Source organism: Vreelandella alkaliphila (assembly GCF_016107625.1).
In the GTDB taxonomy this organism is placed as follows: domain Bacteria; phylum Pseudomonadota; class Gammaproteobacteria; order Pseudomonadales; family Halomonadaceae; genus Vreelandella; species Vreelandella alkaliphila.
The window spans coordinates 328,063-345,558 of the sequence record NZ_JABASV010000001.1; the positions used below are offsets into that span (position 1 = coordinate 328,063).

The 17,496-nt window shown below is 54.2% G+C and carries 17 protein-coding genes and 1 pseudogene; 10 read left to right on the forward strand and 8 right to left on the reverse strand.

The features are described 5' to 3' along the window. The first annotated feature begins 110 nt into the window (after nt 1-110). From JFC11_RS01475 to JFC11_RS01495, 5 genes are all read left to right on the forward strand, one after another. Entirely contained in the window at nt 111-812 is a 702-nt protein-coding gene (locus tag JFC11_RS01475; RefSeq protein ID WP_198348561.1) for a response regulator transcription factor, read from the forward strand. Nucleotides 813-815: 3 nt separating this feature from the next. Next, nucleotides 816-2,315: a sensor histidine kinase gene (locus tag JFC11_RS01480; protein ID WP_198348562.1), complete on the forward strand. Its 1,500-nt coding sequence runs from the start codon at nt 816-818 to the stop codon at nt 2,313-2,315. 86 nt (nt 2,316-2,401) lie between these two features. After that, a complete protein-coding gene (gene msrP, locus JFC11_RS01485; RefSeq protein ID WP_095602608.1) occupies nt 2,402-3,418 on the forward strand; it encodes a protein-methionine-sulfoxide reductase catalytic subunit MsrP in 1,017 nt (338 codons plus the stop codon). After that, nucleotides 3,418-4,035, forward strand: coding sequence for a protein-methionine-sulfoxide reductase heme-binding subunit MsrQ (msrQ, locus tag JFC11_RS01490; RefSeq protein ID WP_038481844.1), 618 nt, complete (start codon nt 3,418-3,420; stop codon nt 4,033-4,035). The genes msrP and msrQ overlap by 1 nt, the downstream gene beginning before the upstream one ends. Before the next feature lie 78 nt (nt 4,036-4,113). Continuing rightward, nucleotides 4,114-4,854 carry a hypothetical protein gene (locus JFC11_RS01495; RefSeq protein WP_198348563.1) on the forward strand — a complete coding sequence of 247 codons (741 nt, stop codon included), beginning with the start codon at nt 4,114-4,116 and terminating at the stop codon, nt 4,852-4,854. Between the two features lie 83 nt (nt 4,855-4,937). On the opposite strand, the gene JFC11_RS01500 is transcribed toward JFC11_RS01495, so the two are convergent. Both JFC11_RS01500 and JFC11_RS01505 read right to left on the reverse strand, forming a co-directional pair. Then, nucleotides 4,938-5,690 carry a potassium channel family protein gene (locus tag JFC11_RS01500; RefSeq protein WP_038481838.1) on the reverse strand — a complete coding sequence of 251 codons (753 nt, stop codon included), beginning with the start codon at nt 5,688-5,690 and terminating at the stop codon, nt 4,938-4,940. Nucleotides 5,691-5,723: 33 nt separating this feature from the next. Continuing rightward, nucleotides 5,724-6,752, reverse strand: a complete 1,029-nt coding sequence (locus JFC11_RS01505; protein ID WP_198348564.1) for an SO_0444 family Cu/Zn efflux transporter — start codon at nt 6,750-6,752, stop codon at nt 5,724-5,726. Nucleotides 6,753-6,825: 73 nt separating this feature from the next. On the opposite strand from JFC11_RS01505, the gene JFC11_RS01510 reads away from it, so the two are divergent. Beyond that, nucleotides 6,826-7,269 (forward strand): MerR family transcriptional regulator, encoded by a 444-nt coding sequence (locus JFC11_RS01510; RefSeq protein ID WP_038481832.1) that lies wholly within the window; start codon nt 6,826-6,828, stop codon nt 7,267-7,269. 51 nt (nt 7,270-7,320) lie between these two features. Beyond that, complete coding sequence (locus JFC11_RS01515; RefSeq protein WP_038481829.1) at nt 7,321-7,848, forward strand: hypothetical protein; 528 nt, start codon at nt 7,321-7,323, stop codon at nt 7,846-7,848. Between the two features lie 55 nt (nt 7,849-7,903). Here JFC11_RS01515 and JFC11_RS01520 read toward each other — a convergent pair whose 3' ends face one another. Both JFC11_RS01520 and JFC11_RS01525 read right to left on the reverse strand, forming a co-directional pair. Then, nucleotides 7,904-8,695 (reverse strand): PhzF family phenazine biosynthesis protein, encoded by a 792-nt coding sequence (locus JFC11_RS01520; RefSeq protein ID WP_198348565.1) that lies wholly within the window; start codon nt 8,693-8,695, stop codon nt 7,904-7,906. A 96-nt stretch (nt 8,696-8,791) separates the two neighbouring features. After that, nucleotides 8,792-9,991, reverse strand: a complete 1,200-nt coding sequence (locus JFC11_RS01525) for a multidrug effflux MFS transporter (protein ID WP_198348566.1) — start codon at nt 9,989-9,991, stop codon at nt 8,792-8,794. 223 nt (nt 9,992-10,214) lie between these two features. Here JFC11_RS01525 and JFC11_RS01530 point away from each other — a divergent pair, with 223 nt between their 5' ends. After that, nucleotides 10,215-10,511, forward strand: a complete 297-nt coding sequence (locus JFC11_RS01530) for a DUF1330 domain-containing protein (protein ID WP_198348567.1) — start codon at nt 10,215-10,217, stop codon at nt 10,509-10,511. A gap of 37 nt (nt 10,512-10,548) precedes the next feature. Here JFC11_RS01530 and JFC11_RS01535 read toward each other — a convergent pair whose 3' ends face one another. Both JFC11_RS01535 and JFC11_RS01540 read right to left on the reverse strand, forming a co-directional pair. Further along, nucleotides 10,549-11,541 (reverse strand): virulence RhuM family protein/type II toxin-antitoxin system death-on-curing family toxin, encoded by a 993-nt coding sequence (locus tag JFC11_RS01535; protein ID WP_095602613.1) that lies wholly within the window; start codon nt 11,539-11,541, stop codon nt 10,549-10,551. A gap of 214 nt (nt 11,542-11,755) precedes the next feature. Further along, the gene (locus JFC11_RS01540) at nt 11,756-12,565 is read right to left on the reverse strand and encodes a sulfite exporter TauE/SafE family protein (protein WP_198348568.1); all 810 of its coding nucleotides are present in this window, start codon (nt 12,563-12,565) and stop codon (nt 11,756-11,758) included. 107 nt (nt 12,566-12,672) lie between these two features. On the opposite strand from JFC11_RS01540, the gene JFC11_RS01545 reads away from it, so the two are divergent. Together JFC11_RS01545 and cml are read left to right on the forward strand one after the other, a co-directional pair. Then, on the forward strand, nt 12,673-13,464 hold the full coding sequence (locus JFC11_RS01545; protein WP_198348569.1) for an AraC family transcriptional regulator: 792 nt from the start codon (nt 12,673-12,675) through the stop codon (nt 13,462-13,464). A 257-nt stretch (nt 13,465-13,721) separates the two neighbouring features. Then, nucleotides 13,722-14,916: pseudogene (gene cml, locus JFC11_RS01550) on the forward strand (CmlA/FloR family chloramphenicol efflux MFS transporter). 180 nt (nt 14,917-15,096) lie between these two features. Here the strand turns inward: cml and JFC11_RS01555 are convergent. Together JFC11_RS01555 and JFC11_RS01560 are read right to left on the reverse strand one after the other, a co-directional pair. Further along, nucleotides 15,097-16,047 (reverse strand): DUF808 domain-containing protein, encoded by a 951-nt coding sequence (locus JFC11_RS01555; RefSeq protein WP_198348570.1) that lies wholly within the window; start codon nt 16,045-16,047, stop codon nt 15,097-15,099. 146 nt (nt 16,048-16,193) lie between these two features. Beyond that, nucleotides 16,194-17,327 (reverse strand): Fic family protein, encoded by a 1,134-nt coding sequence (locus JFC11_RS01560; RefSeq protein ID WP_198348571.1) that lies wholly within the window; start codon nt 17,325-17,327, stop codon nt 16,194-16,196. Between the last annotated feature and the right edge of the window lie 169 nt (nt 17,328-17,496).

Sequence of the window (17,496 nt, forward strand, 5' to 3'; positions counted from 1 at the left end):
ACATCGAAGATAGTCTCGAATCTTCCGACCAATGAGTAGGAAAATATCACCAGCATCCAAGCGCCTAGAGCCATAAGGCAAAAGCACAAAAGAAGATAATGCGACGACCTATGACACGAAACGTACTGATTATTGAGGATAACCCGGGTATCGGTGAGCTCGTCCGCATGCATGTGGCCGAGCTTGGCATGAACCCTATTCTTTGTGAGCGGGGTGATACCGGGCTTGAACGTTTTCGTGAAGGGGGCATCGACCTTGTAGTTCTCGACCTGATGCTGCCCGGCTTAGACGGGCTATCGATTTGCCGCGAAATCCGCTCCGGCCCAGGTTACGTTCCGGTACTGATGCTTACCGCTAAAAGCACTGAGCTGGATCGAGTGCTGGGCCTGGAAATGGGGGCGGATGATTACCTCACTAAGCCCTTCAGTGTGGCTGAACTATCGGCAAGGGTGAAAGCCTTATTCCGACGCGTAGATGCCATGGCATCTGCCACCGTCACGCAACCCAGCCAGCAAGAATTAATCACCGATGGGCTGCGCATTGATCCGCTGCGTCGGCGGGTGTTTATAAAGGATCAACCAGTCGAACTCACCGCTAGGGAATTTGACCTGCTTTGGCATTTTGCCACGCATCCCGGGCGAGTATTTAGCCGTGCCCAACTGCTTGATACCGTGTGGGGCTACAGCCACGAAGGTTATGAGCATACCGTCAATACCCATATCAACCGCTTACGGGGCAAGATCGAAGCAGATCCCGCTGACCCGGCCTTTATCCAAACCGTTTGGGGGGTGGGCTATCGCTTCCGCGAATAAGTTATGCTGAAAACACTCTATACTCGGCTAGCCTTTGGCTTGTTTCTGTTATTGCTCGCCGTCGGCCTGCTATATACCTTCATCAGCCTCTATTCGCTGCGTGAATACAACGCTTCGGTCAATCAGGCGTTACACCAGAATCTGGCCAAAAATCTAGTATCAGACAGAAATCTGGTCAGCAACGGACAACTGGATAGTAGCGCTCTAGAAGAACTGTTCGCACTCTACATGGCCATTAATCCCAGCATCGAGATCTACCTGCTAGGACTGGATGGCACCATTCTGTCTTATTCAGCAGACCCAGCGAAGATTAAACGCAAGCAAGTCTCGATGGCTCCTATACGCAGGCTGATGGATGACATGAGCCTTTATCCGATACTTGGCGATGACCCCCGCAGTCACGATCGGCAGAAAGTCTTTTCCGTTACCCCGGTGCCAACAGCAGACAACCCCGAAGGGTACCTTTATGTGGTATTGCGGGGTGAAGAGTACGACGCAGCGGAAACCATGGCCCGTGGTGGCAAACTACTGGAAATGAGCGCCTGGGCGTTGCTGGTCAGCCTAACCGTGGCGATGCTCGCAGGGCTAACCATTTTTCGCCTGCTTACCCGCCGCCTGAGATCATTAACACGCCGAGTAGAAGCGTTCGAGAACAGCGACATGAGCCAGCCCCAACTCGACAACAGATGGCACGACAAACAGTCTGTGGTGCGCGATGAGATCGATTATCTGGACGCTACCTTTGACGACATGGCCCATCGAATTGCCACCCAGATCGAACAACTGACAGAAAAAGATGCCCAGCGCCGTCGTTTGATCGCCCAGGTATCCCACGATCTGCGTACTCCACTAGCCTCCATGCAAGGCTATATCGAAAGCCTGAAATTAAGGCGTGATCGTCTCAGCCCCCAAGAACAGGATCGCTTTCTCGACATTGCACTCAAAGAGGGCCGTCGGTTAAGCCGCTTAGTGGATGAGCTCTTCGAGCTTGCTGCACTTGAGGCAAGAGAGAAACAGCCCGTGCCAGAACCCTTCCCGCTAGCGGAGCTGGTCCATGACGTGGTGCAGAAACACGACCAAGCTGCACGCGACAGCCACTTGGCGCTAACGTTAAGTGGCAACCCAGCATTACCAACCGCGTATGCCGACCTAGCGATGACCGAACGCGTGCTGGACAACCTAATCAGCAACGCCATTGCCTACAGTCCCGCTGGCGGCCACATCAACGTTGTGCTTAGTCAAACGAATGGAGAACCACAGGTTTGCATACAAGACAGCGGCCCAGGTATTGCGGAACAGGACCTGCCGCATATATTTGACCCGTTTTATCGTGGCGAAACCTCTAGTGGCGCTGGCCATGCTGGGCTAGGGCTGGCTATTGCGCGCAGAATCATGACGCTTCAGGGCGGTGATATCGGTGTCGAAAACCTAACCAGTGGCGGAGCATCGTTCTGCATACGGTTACCCACCGCCCCCTCGCCCTCCAACGTTATAAATACGTAATAACCTAGGGAGTTGGTTGTGATAACTCTCATGCAAACTGGTCACAGTATTTATCACCCTTTCCCCGTAGCGAGTGGAGACACCACATGCTTATAAAGATTGCCAAACCGAGTGATTTACACGAATCCGATGTAACACCGGAATCTATTTACCTCTCCCGACGGCGCTTTATGGGCGGCATGGCGGGCCTAGGCGCGGGGCTTGCCCTCTCCGGCCACGTCCGCGCCAACGAAGATTATTCTGATGTGCCGGAAGGCGATGCCCCAGCCTGGCTGAAGGAAAAAATCAGTGACACCCAATGGCGAGCCATCACCCCCAGCGACCCTGATAAAGATAAAATCGCCCCCTTTGACGATGCCAGCGGCTACAACAACTTTTTTGAGTTTGGCACCGATAAACGCGACCCCGCCCGCCATGCAGGCAGCCTGGAAACCCAGCCCTGGAGCGTGGTGGTCGATGGTGAAGTAAATAACGGCGGGCGCTTTGCCCTAGAAGACTTCGCTAAGCCTTCGCAGTTTGAAGAGCGCATTTACCGACTGCGCTGCGTAGAGGCGTGGTCGATGGTCATTCCCTGGCTTGGCATCCCCCTTGCGGAGGTGATTCGACGTGCCGACCCCACTAGCAAAGCCAAGTACGTGCGCTTTGAAACCCTGGTGGACCCAGAACAAATGCGTGGCCAGCGCTCTTCGTTCTCAATAATCGACTGGCCTTACGTGGAAGGTTTACGCCTAGACGAGGCTATGAACCCGCTAACACTGCTCGCCATGGGCATGTATGGCCGTGAACTGCCCAACCAAAACGGCGCACCCTTGCGGCTGGTGGTGCCCTGGAAGTATGGCTTCAAAAGCATTAAATCGATTGTGCGTATCTCACTGGTGGAAGAGCAGCCAGTCAACTCCTGGCAACGAATCGCCGCCGATGAGTATGGTTTCTACGCCAACGTTAACCCACAAGTTGACCACCCACGCTGGAGCCAAGCCACCGAGCGGCGGCTTCCCAACAGCCTGTTCAACGCTAATACCATTGATACCCAGATGTTCAACGGCTATGCCGACGAGGTTGCCGAGCTATATGCTGGTATGGATTTAAGGAAGCACTACTAATGGCTGCGCCACGGGTATGGTTACTGTGGCGGATAGGCGTTTTCCTGGCGGCGCTCGCGCCGCTGGTGTTCTGGGGCTGGCAGGTAGCGATTAACGCCGCAGGCCCCGAACCAGGCAATTACCTGCTGCTGAACATCGGCATTGGCGGGCTATGGATGCTACTCCTCACGCTAAGCCTTACGCCGCTCACCAAGCTCACCCGCTGGAAAGGCTTTGCATTGATCCGTCGTCAGCTTGGTCTATGGACACTCGCCTACGCCACCCTGCACATGCTCAGCTACGCGCTGTTTATTCTAGGGCTTAACTGGGCACTGTTGGGTAGCGAGCTGGTCAAACGGCCCTACATCATTGTCGGCATGATCGCACTGATCGGCCTTGCCGTATTGGGTGCTACCTCTAACCGCTGGTCAATGCGCCGTTTAGGCAAACGCTGGAAGCCGTTACACAAATTTGCCTACGTTATTTTAGGGCTAGTACTGCTGCACTTCTTTTGGGTGGTGCGCGCCGACATGCAAGAGTGGGCCATGTATGCCGCCATTGCCACGTTAGTCATGGCAACCCGTTTGCCGCCCGTCGCTCGCACACTGCCAAAGTTGCGCTACCGCTTGAGTCGGTGAACATATGTCGGTAAAAGTTAAACGGCACGGCTAACATAAAGACACCCTCATTAGGACACCCTCATAAGGACAATGATGATGCCCAACGCCCGCTTACTTATTGCCTCAGTTGGCTTTTTGGCTGCTGGCTTCGCTGCCAATACCCACGCACAAGATGACTCTTGGCGTTTCCAGCTAACCCCCTATGTGTGGATGGTAGGGCTGGCTGGCGACGTGCGGCCACTCTCCAACGCCCCGACTATCAGCACCTCACGCTCTTTTAGTGATGTATTGAGTGACCTAGAAGGTGCTTTTTTTATGGCCGGCAGCGCCCGTAAAGACCGCTGGGTATTGTTTGGAGATGTTACCTGGGCATCACTGAGCCATGAGAGCACGCTGCTACCCGGCGTTGCGATAGAAGGCAACCTACGTCAGCGTTCGATAACTGCAGCAGCAGGCTATCAAGTGCTCAACACCCCGACCCAATACCTAGATCTATTAGCGGGTGCACGGGCTTGGCGAATAGAAGCTGACGTGAGCGTGCCCGCCTTAGGCGTTAGTGCCAGTCACACTGAACGCTGGGTCGATCCGCTTTTAGCTGCCCGACTGCGTTCAACGTGGACACCTAAGTGGTCAACGTTAGTACATGTTGATGGGGGCGGCTTCGGCATAGGTGCCAGTAGCACATGGCAAGCGGTCGCCACCGCGAATTACCAGGTAAATGATGCTTTTCACCTTTCAGCAGGCTTTCGGCACTTGGCAGTAGACCGCGATGAAAACGGCACCCGCGTTGATGTATCGATGAGTGGCCCATTACTAGGCGCGACCTGGATGTTTTAGTAACACGTCTCCCACGACATAACGCCCCACTCGTCGTGGGAATAACACCTAACAGGCCTCAGCGGTTGACTTCCCACCTGAGACTAGCGATTTTTCTGAAACGCATCACTTAATGCCGCCGCTAAAATCCCCGTGGGCATCGCGATAATCCCGATGCCCGCCACCGCCGTCAATCCCGCAAAAAACTTACCTAACCCAGTGATAGGAACCATATCGCCATACCCTACCGTCGTCAGCGTAGTAACACTCCACCACAGCACACGGGGCACGCTGCCAAAAGCATCCGGTTGAGCTGAGGCTTCCGCCAAATAAAGGCAGAAAGAGGAAAGTAGCAGCAATAGCATCGCCAAACCCGCACTCAGCCACAGCTCATGAGAACGAGACTTCAGCGCCTCTGCCAGTGCAGCCCAAGCCTGGCTGAATCTACCTAAACGGGTTAGCCGCAGCATTAACCCCAAACGCAACATGCGTAGTAAGAAGCCGTTGTTTTGAACCATAAATCCCAGGAAGTAAGGCAAAATCGCCAGTAAATCCACCATGGCCCAAAACGAAAACACATAGCGCAACCGGCCTTTTATCCCGCGGTAACGAGGATCTTCACCGACAACATACAGACGCAATAAATACTCACCGATAAAGATCACCACAAACACAGTTTCTAAGGTAGGAAAAAGGCGTGGTGAAAGCGCCCGCAGCATTGGCTCCGTTTCCAAAATAGCCACCAGCGATGCCAGCAAAATCAGCACGCAGATGACTCTATTAATGGTCGACAACCCCTGCCGCAGGTGCGTTTCTAAGGCTAACTGCCGGTAAAGCTCAGCTCTATTTATGATCATTTCTTCAAAAAACTTATTAGTGAATGCAGCGATCTAAAACCCCAACAACCGCTTACGTATAGGACGAATAGAGAACAGGACTAATGCGCCTAAAGCCAACCACTCGACAGATGCAGGTAGCAGCTCCTGAACTTGGCTGGCCTGCTGAACCGGATCCCATCCCGTCATTGCTAGCCCTTTATCAAACACCCAGCCGATCAACACCGTCACCAGCAGAATGCTGACGAGATAAACCGCTAACGCTTGGTTTCCAAACTCACGCCGCAGAATAGCCAGGGTGGCTAGGCTCGTTACAGGACCAGCAAGCAGAAAGACTAACGCCATTCCCGGTGAAATGCCCGCCAATAGTAAACCAGCAGCAACGGGGGTGGCTGCAGTAGCACAGATATACAAGGGAATGCCGATGACCGCCATAAGGATTAGCGCCAACAAACCACCCGAAAAACCTACCAGAGTTTCTGGCGGCACAAAGGTAACCAGCACCCCCGCCAACAATAAACCGGCAAACATCCAGCTACTGATGTCATCCAATAAATCACTGAAGGCATACTTCAATCCTGCAATTACCCCCGTCGACTCAGTGGCATGTGCGTTAGCGCTGTCAGCGTCACAGCCTTTTGATGCACAGCAACTGCTAACAGGGGTGCTTTTCGGCAGCGCTGCTTGGCCGGTAAAGCCCACTAAAATGCCCGTTACTATCGCAGTTACCAAGGCTCCCAACACTCGCGCCAGCGCCATTAAGGGGCCTAACAGCACACTGGTGATGAGCATTGAATCCACCCCAACGCCAGGTGTGCTAATCAGGAAAGACGTGGTTGGCCCACGGCCCGCCCCACCCCGATGCAACGCCAGCGCGGTGGGAATCGCCCCACACGAACACAGCGGCAACGGCATACCAATCACCGCCGCCCGGGTAATGCTACCCAGCCCGCGGCCACCCATCCAACGCTGTAATAAGTGTTCCGGCATTAAAGCCTTAATTAATCCCGCAATCACCAACCCCAGCAGCAGCCAAGGTGCGGCGCTTAACGCAATACTCAACAGCTCATTGATCAAACTCATCGTCGGTTACCTGCTTGTTAGTCAAGAGAATAACGACTAGCCTAAACCCTGTAATCGTTACAGGGTCAAGCTTATGAAACGCTACTATCGTATCGGGGAAGTTGCCAGCCAAACCGGATGCTCGCCGGAAAGCATTCGCCATTATGAAAAGCTGGGATTACTGGCACCGCCACAGCGAGGAGAGCAAGGCTACCGGTCTTATGATCAAGCGGCATTAGAACGCATTGGCTTTATTCGCCATGGTCGTAGCCTGGGGTTAGATCTGCACAGTATCCAGGAGTTGTTAGCACTTTCCGACAACCCCGACACCGACTGCACCGCCGCCGATAATATTGCCAGCCGTCATCTAGAGCACTTAGAAGAACGCATCGCTGCCTTACAAGCACTGGCAGGCGAACTGCGCCAAGTGGTTCACCAATGCCGAGGCGGCAAGGCGGCTAACTGTCAGATCATTCAAACGCTGTATGACCACCAACCCACCTGCACCGAGCGGGGATGCGGAGAAGTAACGGCGTAAAGGCTGCCCCCTGCAATATCGCAGTTCAGTATCGTAAAAAAGGAACACCGCATGATTGAGACAAGGGAACAACTCGATGCCATTAAAAAGTCATGCTATTCGATGGTGACCAAAAGCGCAGGGATTTCGGCGGGCACCGCTATCATTCCCATACCTGGGCTGGATATCGGCTCTGACGTGGCTATCTTGATGCGCATAATTCCCAAAATTAACGCTCAGTTTGGGTTATCGCCTGAACAAATCGAAAGCCTAGATACCGAAACCAAACTCTTTGTGATGACCGCCATTTCCAATACGGGAAGCAAGTTAGCCGGAAAATACATCACCAAGAAGTTAATCATAACGCTGCTGAATAAGATGGGCGTTAAAGTCGCCGCCAAAGGGGTTACTAAGTTTGTTCCCTTTATTGGCAGCGCCGTAGCAGGCACTATTAGCTTTACCGCCATGAAGTACATGGGCAACAGCCATATTGAGGATTGTTACAAGATTGCCTTGGCAACTCTGGAAAACAAGCAGCTACCTCCAGTGGCAGAGCCTGCGACCTTTATCCCGGCTGACGATTCCGCTAATTCTCATTAGCGGATTATCGACTGCACCAGCCCTGGCCTGGCCTGGCCTGGCCTGGCCTGTCCTGTCACTGCGATGGCAGCGTAATTACCCCTTTCAAGTAAGGCGCAACGCGGCCTTTGATAATCACGCGGTCGCCTTCTATCTCACAGCTCAGCGCACCTTTTCGGGCTCCACCCTGGCGTGCTGTAAGCTGCTGTTTACCCAACTTTTTCGCCCAATAAGGCGCAAGCGAGGTATGCGCCGAGCCAGTAACGGGGTCTTCTTCCACACCGACTTTGGGGCCGAACCAACGAGAGACAAAATCTACATCGCTGCCTTTCGCAGTAACGACAATGCCGCGCCCTGGAAGGCGCTTCAATTGCTGCATGTCCGGTGCTAGCGATTCAATCAACTGAGCATCGTTAACCACCACTACGATATCGTCAGATATCAGCAGCGCTTCGATCTCGTTAATCCCTAACCCTGCCTTTACCTCAGTTTCCATCGCCAAGGGTTCGACTATCTTTGCGGGAAAGTCCATCGCCAGTTCGTTGCCGTCACGCTGCACTAAAAGCTGCCCACTGCGGGTCTCGAACTGCAGTGTTTCAGCGCTATCGCCCAGCACATTAAAGATCACCCACGCCGCCGCCAGCGTGGCATGACCACACAAATCCACTTCCACTGAAGGGGTAAACCAGCGCAGGTGATAGCCAGACTCAGTCGGCACAAAAAAGGCGGTTTCAGAGAGGTTGTTCTCCGTGGCGATTGCCTGCAACAACGCATCATCCAACCACGTTTCCAGCGGGCAAACCGCCGCAGGGTTACCTTCAAACGGCTTAGAGGCAAACGCATCTACCTGGTAAAGATCAATATTCATTACAGCCAGCCTTTTCTATCGTCATGGATCATTATGTTTTGGATAACACGTGGCTTTTGGCAAGGGTATTTTAGCAACAAGTGAGTAGGGCCTGGCCTAGTCCGCCTCAACAGCGGCCCGCCCTTTGATGATAGAACGGGCAAGCATCAGGTACGCCACCGAGCCACAGGCGGCCATGGCCAGGATGACCGCTTCAAGCGTATGCGGCAACATGGCAGACAATGCGCTCAGCAGCCCGGCAACACCGAACTGGGCGGCGCCCAAAAGCGCTGCGGCCGTCCCGCCACTGGTGGGAAAGTACTCCAAAAAGCAGGCCTGAATATTCGGCGAGATCGCCCCTACCGCACCGATGGTCAGCATCATGGCGGGCAGGAAGGCGTACAGCGGCCACTCCATAAAGGCAGCCACCACCAATAACAGTATTCCAACACCCTGACAGCCCGTTGCCAGCTGCAGGATACGCAGTGACGATAGCCTGGAAAGCAACACTCGATTGAGAATATTGAAGATAAGCATCGCGACGATATTCGCCGCAAACAGCATTGAAAAGGCTGATGGAGATTTACCGAAATGCCCCTGATAGATAAATGATGCATAGGTGATAAACATCATCAGAGTAGAAAATGAGGCAGCCTGCCAAACGATGAACGGCAGGGCCGGCTTTGTCGACAGTACCATTTTGTAACGCGCCAGCAGGCTCATCTTAGGGCTTTTCGCTCGAGACACCTTGCCCGTACCGGTAAAAAGCACCCGCACCAACAACGGCACCAGCAGTACCGCGTATATCGCCAAAGCGAAAAAGATATAGTGCCAGGAACCCAGCGCCAGAATCGCGCTGCCCACGCTCGGCGCAATGCCAGGCGCCAACACCATGATAAAGCCCATCATCGAAAACAGTTTCGCGGCGTCGCGGCCCGCCACCCGGTCGCGCACCAGCGCCGGCACAGATACCAGAGTAAAACCGGCGCCAAGAGCCTGAACTGCCCGCCCGACGAGCAGCGTGTTCAGAGAATCCGCGATACCAATGACAATGCTTGAAAGCGCAAAAATCGCCAGGCCGCTCATCAACACCCGCTGGCGCCCGAATCGGTCTGAAAGCGCACCGCCGATTAACTGACCAAACGCCATCGCGAAGACATACACTGAAACGCTCAGCGACACCGCCTGCTGAGAAACTCCCAGCGATTCGCCAATAACCGGAAAAGCTGGCAGGTACGTATCCATGGAAAACGGGCCCAGCATCATGGTCAATGCCAAGCTCAGCACCACAATGAACGGCGTTTTAGATTGGGTCATAGAAGCTCGCGGTAAAGGGGCGTAATGATGGACAACACCCACAATATGATACCGACAGTTGCTATCAAGGCAATCGAATAGGTTGGTGGCTTGCTAATGGGGCTTTAGGAGCTGGGGTTCGAGAGTAAGGTTATGAGAGCAGGGGTTTGAGAGTAAGTGGACAGCGCCCAACCAACAACAGGTATGATTGCATAGCGCATTTAATACCCACGAGGAGAGCCGAATGCCCGCCTACATCGTCCTAACCCGTGAACACACTCACGACAACGAAGAAATGAAGCGCTACAGCGAAAAGGCCAAAGCCGCCCGCGAAGGCCACGACCCACAACCACTCGCCTTTTATGGTGATGTTGAGGTGCTAGAAGGAAGCGCCATGGAAGGTGCGGTGATTCTACGCTTCCCCGACATGACCGCCGCCCGCGCCTGGTACGAAAGCCCCGCCTATCAGGAAGCCCGCAAACACCGTTTCCAGGGTGCCGACTATCGCGTTTTTCTAGTGGATGGAATAGAAGAGGCTTAATGGGCAAAGCCCCTGCGGTCGCCAGCGAGGGGTACAGCTATCGCAACAAGATGAAATGTTCGATCAGCCGAATCATCAACGTTTTCTGATCCGGTAGGCTTTCTGCCACCAATAGGGCCAGGGCCACTAGGGTATTGTCATTAATCAGTTGCTCTACTGGCTTTGCCAGCAACGCGGCGTTGCGGCGCAGGTACCACAAGAATAGAAACGAGCCGCAGCGTTTGTTGCCATCGGCCAGAGGGTGATTCTTGATCACAAAGTAAAGCAGGTGCGCGGCGCGAGTGGCGACGTTAGGGTAAAAAAGCTCATCCCCAAAGCCTTGCTCAATAGTGACCAGGGCGGACGTCAGACCGTCACCCCGCAACTGACCGAATAGCTCGGTGGCCTCCCCCTTGCCAATCAGGGTCTGTTTCAACTCACCGATGGCCTGAAGTGCCTCTTCCAACCCTAAAGGCTGCATACCCGGCTGTTTGATACCCACTTCCGCCAACTGCTGCTCATCGTAGCCCTGTAGCAAACTCCAGGAGCGGGCGTAATCGCTAATCACACGGGCAACCGCTTCGCCTTCGGTTGAAACCAAGCCTTGATTGGTCAGGGTTCGGCTGAGCAAACTCACCGCCTGCTCAAACTCTATGCCACGCTCAGTTAGGCGGCGTTGGTTAAGGGTGTAGCCTTGAACCAAATGGTCTTTAAGAACCTGAGTGGCCCATCTACGAAACTGGGTGGCACGCTTGGAACTGACCCGATACCCAACGGAAATAATAGCATCCAGATTGTAATGCTTGATGCTGCGTCGAACCTGCCGTTTACCCTCTTGGCGAACTACTAAGAAATCCTTAGTAGTTGCCTGCTCACTCAATTCATCGTCTTTAAAAATATTCTGTAGGTGCATGAGAACGTTTTCGGGCGTAGTTGCGAACAAGCCCCCCATCTGCGCCTGGCTTAACCAAACGGTCTCTTGTTCCAGCGTTACCTCGAGGTGTGATTGCCCATCTTCGCTGGTAAATATCTGTATTTTCTGATCATTCATGAGTACTGCCTCCCAGGTTTACATCAAACGCCTTATTTCTTCAAAACAAGCACCTCCCAAGCAAGCAGCACTCAATACGACAGTAGTCACCTTTCCATACTAAAAAAGAGAGTCAAACGCGCTCGCAATCAGAGATTAAGTAAACATTACCACAAAAACTGTTCATACATACAGTTAAAAATTACCATGATTCTGCCAAGCAAAATTAGACGCTTCAACGCACAAAAACCATCACCACCAGCACCATGGTTAGCAGTAGCAGGTATACCCTGGCATGAATACGGTCAGGAATTCGCCCGATCCAGGTCGACGCCAGGCGGATACCGAGCCATGAGCCCACGGCGAGTACCAGCAAGGCGCGCAGATCCACATAACCGGCATACCAGTCCCCCAGCGCAGGGTGATTTGACGACAGCAACACATACGTCGCGGTGCCACTCACCGCCATGGGCAACGATAGGGGATTGGCCATGGCGGTGGCTGCCGTCATGCTCGCGCCTCTCCGGCGCATAAGCGGAACGGTCATCACACTGCCACCAACACCCAACAAGGCGGCCACCGCACCAATCAATGTCCCTGTCATCGCTGTTACCCCACGCCCCATAGGATGCACGTCGCTCTCCGCCTGATGCAGAAAACCGGGCCGCAGAACGGCATCCGCAATCGTGAGACCCAAATAGCCGATAAACGCCCAGCGCACCCACTCGCCACTTAACGACACGGCCGCCGCCGCGCCCAGCACAGCCCCCATGGCGATATAGCCCACTAGCGGACGCACCAGATGCCACTGCACAGTCTGCCGTTGATGATGACGCCATGTGGACAGCGAAGCAGCAAATACCATCAACGCCGTCGAGGTAGCCACCGCGATATGCATGGCCGCCTGACCGATGCCACTATCCAGCCCATGGAGGGCAATCAGCAGGGTATACAGCAAAGGAACCACGACAAACCCACCGCCGAAACCGAACAACACGGTGGTCACTCCGGCCAACCCGCCACAAAGAAGCAATACGCTATACACCGGCACTCTCCTGATGAAACGAAACAGCAGGCACTATATGCTGGCGAGAATTGGCCGACATTCGTCATTCGGACAACCATCAATGCGTTTCAGCCAGGTTAACGCTAATGCTCAATACGCCCCTGTCAGACGTGGATCATGTGGCACGGCCCATCGTGGCCATCGGTACTGACTACCGCCCCGGCACCCTCCTCGATTTTCATACCCATCGGCGTGCCCAGTTTCTCTATGGCATGAGCGGCGTGATGGAAGTCAATACGGATGACGGCACCTGGATGGTGCCGCCTTATAGCGGCGTCTGGCTGCCTGCGGGCAAGCGCCATCAGGTGCGCATGAATGGGGTGAGCACCCGAAGCCTGTATATCGAGCCCCACGTCGCGCCACGCGCTTCGCCCAGCTGCGAGGTGCTGGTCGTAACGCCTCTCCTGCACCACCTACTGCTGGCTTCCGCCCACATCCCCGCGCGCTATGACGAAAACGGCCGCGACGGTGCCCTGGCTCAACTACTTCTATACGAACTGGAGCAGGCTCAGGCCCTGCCACTGTTTGCGCCCCTGCCCCACGACCTTCCACTCGCCAACCTGTGCAGAGCGTTTCTCAGCCAGCCAAACATTCACACGCTGCCTGACGAATGGGCCCGACAGTTGCATTGCAGTCAGCGCACCTTCAGCCGCTTGTTCCGTCAGCAGACCGAGCTCTCCTTTGGCGTATGGCGCCAACAGGCCTGCCTGATGGCGGCTATTCCCAGGCTGCTCTCCGGCAGTTCCGTTACCCAAACCGCGCTGGAGCTCGGCTACGACAGCCCGGCCGCTTTCTCCAACATGTTTCGCAAGGTGCTCGGCCAATCTCCCAGCGCTTTCGTCCGGGCGGCGTTAAAAGAGGACGGCGCCTTAAAATGATATATTCGAATCACAAATTGAGCCGAATAGGCTTTTTATTCGGCTCAAGGATGAAATAGCCCTGCGCTGCTTATTCCTGTTAAGCTGTTAATGTCGTTAAGCCAGTCATGAAGCACCGATATATGGATTCAAAAAAGTCAGACCACTAAGCCGCAGCAACACTGCTTTCTCGTTGTTGCGGCAGCCTGCTTAAACCACTTCCTTACATGTAGGCCGCCGCCAAATCATCTTATTTGCGCGGAGATTTTATCGTGCCTATTAAACATCCCCGGCTGTGGACTTACAGCCTTCCGGTAGCGCTGGTTTTACTGGCTCCTTTTAATATTTTAGCGTCGCTCGGCATGGATATTTACCTGCCGATTGTGCCCGCTATGCCAGCGATTCTCGGCACAACGCCCGAGGTAGTTCAGCTAACGCTTACTCTGTACATGATTATGCTTGGTGTCGGTCAGATTATTTTTCGGGCCGCTTTCAGACCGCTTTGGTCGGCGCCCGATTCTGATTGGCGGGGTCTTCGTATTCGCGGTAACTTCATTGGCACTCGCGGTTACCACGTCAGCTTGGCTTTTCGTTTTCCTACGACTAGTACAGGCTGCTGGGGCGGCTGCGATGCTAGTGGCCGTTTTCGCAACGGTGCGCGACGTTTATGCGGATACCCCCGAAAGTGCGGTCATCTACAGCTTAATGAACGCGATGTTGGCTTTCGTTCCCGCGCTCGGCCCCATTGCAGGAGCCATAATTGCGCGTTATTTCGGCTGGGAAGCCATATTTCTTGCTCTCTGTATCTCAGCACTCATAGCACTTCCCTTCGTATTACCGAAATGGCATGAGACACGACAAAGCAGAGAACACTCCAGCAGAGCCGATTTTAGCGTAGTGCTTAGGAACCCTTACTTCTGGGTTTATACGCTGGCTTTTGGCACTGCAATGGGCTCGTTTTTTGTGTTTTTTTCTACCGCACCACGGGTACTCATCGGAGGGGCCGACTTCTCTGAACTGGGTTTTAGCGTTGCCTTTGCCACGGTAGCTGTCGTGATGATCGGTACAACGCGCTTCGCCAAGCGCTTCGTGGCACGCTGGGGAATCCCTGGCTGCGTAACCCGTGGCATGCTAATGCTACTTTTCAGCACGACCTTACTTGGGGTGGGCGAGATATTCCTGGCACCCAGCATCTGGTCTTTCGTGTTACCCATGTGGCTGGTTGCGGTCGGCATCGTGTTCACAACATCGGTGACAGCCAATGGTGCGCTTCATGAATTCAGCGAGATGGCAGGTACTGCTGTTGCCCTGCACTTCTGCGTTCAGAGTCTTATCGTCGGTGTGATAGGCACAGGGGCAGTGATAGCAATTGATGGAAGCAGCGCTTGGCCACTTATCGCCTATACTGGCGGCATGGCAGCGATGACACTCGCTATGCTTATAGGACTAGCGCGATATAAACAGCAGAGGTAGATTGACTCAATCAGCCCTAACGCCAATGCAGGTTTGCGGCAACTCTCCCTGAAGCACTGCTTATCTTTTCAGGCCATTCGTTCCAAAATGAATGGCCTGAACCGTTATCTCGCCCACCACCATCGGTAGCTTTCTCACTTCGAGTGTTACTTCGAGCGTGCCGATCATGATGGCGAGCGCCTAGTCGACGTGTGTCTTGTTAGCCGGCATAAGGTGCAACACACCCACCACTACTGAGCCCACCAGCAAGCCAACCACCGCAGAACACAGCGTATTGAAACTCCAGCCCAGCAAACCGCCCAAGGCACCGGTTGCCTCAGCAATGCCATGCTCCACATGGTGTACCCACGCATAGGGCGCGTTGAACCAACCCGTGCCATCGGCGCCCAGGTTGGCCATCAGAATATGCCCACCTACCCAGAGCATGGCGACGGTGCCCACCACCGAGATGGTCGCTAGCACTTTGGGCATAGCAGTCACCAGACTGCGGCCCAGGGCCTGAATTCCCGAATTATTCCGCTGGGCAAGTTTCAGGCCGATATCATCCATCTTGACCAACAGCGCCACCACGCCATACACCAGAAGTGTGATGACAAACGCGACCACCACCAGGCTAGCCATCTGTGACCAGAACCCCTGATGGGAGACCGTGGCCAGCGCGATCACCATAATTTCAGCAGATAGAATCAGGTCGGTGCGAACGGCACCACTCACGATCTTTTTCTCGGCTTCCGGCCCCTTCTCTACCGCTGGTTTATCGTCGTCATGCTTACCGGATAGCTTATGCCAGACCTTTTCCGCGCCTTCAAAGGCCAAGTAGGTGCCGCCCACCATCAGGATGATCGGCAAGAGCGCGGGCAAAAAGTAATTCAGCAGCAGCGCTACCGGCAGGATAAAAATCAGCTTGTTGCGGATAGACCCCAGCGCGATCTGCTTCACAATCGCCAGCTCACGCTCCGCGGTCACCCCCTGCAAGTATTGCGGCGTCACCGCCGTATCATCCACCACCACCCCGGCCGCCTTCGCCGTTGCACGCCCAGCGGCGGCACTCACATCATCCAGTGATGCTGCGGTCAACTTCGCCAATGCGGCAATGTCATCCAGTAATCCTATCAAACCACCTATGGCCATGAATGCTTCCTCCGTGAATAACAGGTGCAGATAGTAAAGCATACAGCGGGTGAGTTACCTTCAAAGTGCCTTGAGGCAAAAGCATTCACTTGCTATAGGTCGATTTTCATTGCAAGCGATATGGCCTCACTGACAAAGTCCACTACTTACTGCGTGCCTTCATAAGCTTGCCTAAGTAACACCGTATAGCGCGTACTGCGCCCACCGCCGGGAAGCTTGGAAAGGCAGCCTTTTTCCAGCAGCTCGGCCAAATCCCGCGTTGCGGTGGCTTTACTCACTTTGGCCAACGATTGGTACTTACGAGCATTGATGCCCTGCTCAAACTCTTCCTCTGCTGTATCCAATAAGCGGTTCAGCACCTTGATTTGCCGTTCGTTCAGCACGGTGGTGGCATGGTGCTGCCAGAAGGTGGTTTTCATTAACACACGGTCGATTCTTAACAGCGCCTGCTCGAGTGCCTCTTTCAGCGTATCCAGAAACCACAACAACCACGGCGTAATATCGAGGCTGCCTTTCTGAGCGCTTTCGAGATGATCGTAGTAAGCATTGCGGCGCGACATAATGGCCGCGCTCAAGGAATAGAACCGGACGGATTGACGCTCTGCTTGCGCAAGCGCCCGGTCGGTGACTGCACGAGTGACGCGCCCATTGCCATCATCAAAGGGGTGCAAGGTAATCAACCATAGATGGGTTATGCCAGCGCGAACCAGCCCATCAAGCCCCTGAGGCGGCTGGTTGAACCAAGTAATAAAGGCATCCAGCTCAGCCTCCAACTGCCCACGGGGCGGAGCTTCAAAATGCACATTAGGTTGATCAAGACGCCCCGACACCACTTGCATGGGGTGATCCCCACGCAGCTCGCCTACTCGTACATTGCCAAGCACGCCGGGGCCTTGCACAAAAAGCATGGATTGCCAGAGGCACAACTGTTCGCGGGAAAGCGGCTCACCCAATTGATGCGTGGATTGCAGCAATAGCTCGACCAGCGCTTCAGATTCAGGTGTTGTTCTAGCAGAGACACCAGCCTGCTCTAAACCTAGCTGGCGAGCAACGGAAGACCTCACGGAACCAACATCCAGGCGCTCACCTTCAATTTCGCTGGTACGAATAGCATTCTGGATCAACGCATCCATCTCCACGTCCAGGTCCGCCTGCCCAGGCGCAGCCTCAGTTTTACCCAGCACTCGGCCCTGCAGTAACCGCAAGGCATCCAACGTAGGCCGAAGAACAGATTCATCCCACTCAAAGTGCGGCCAGTTGCGCTGTTCCCAGATATACATGAGCCGATTGCCCCACCTATTCAGATCATATTATGAGCCGATTATGATTTATATTCGGCTCATGGGCTAGTGATGGCTAACTGCGAGCGAGGAGACATTAAAGGATGGCTGGTCAACTGGATCACAAATTCCAACCGAAGCTGACCACATAGCACTTTCTATCAACGAA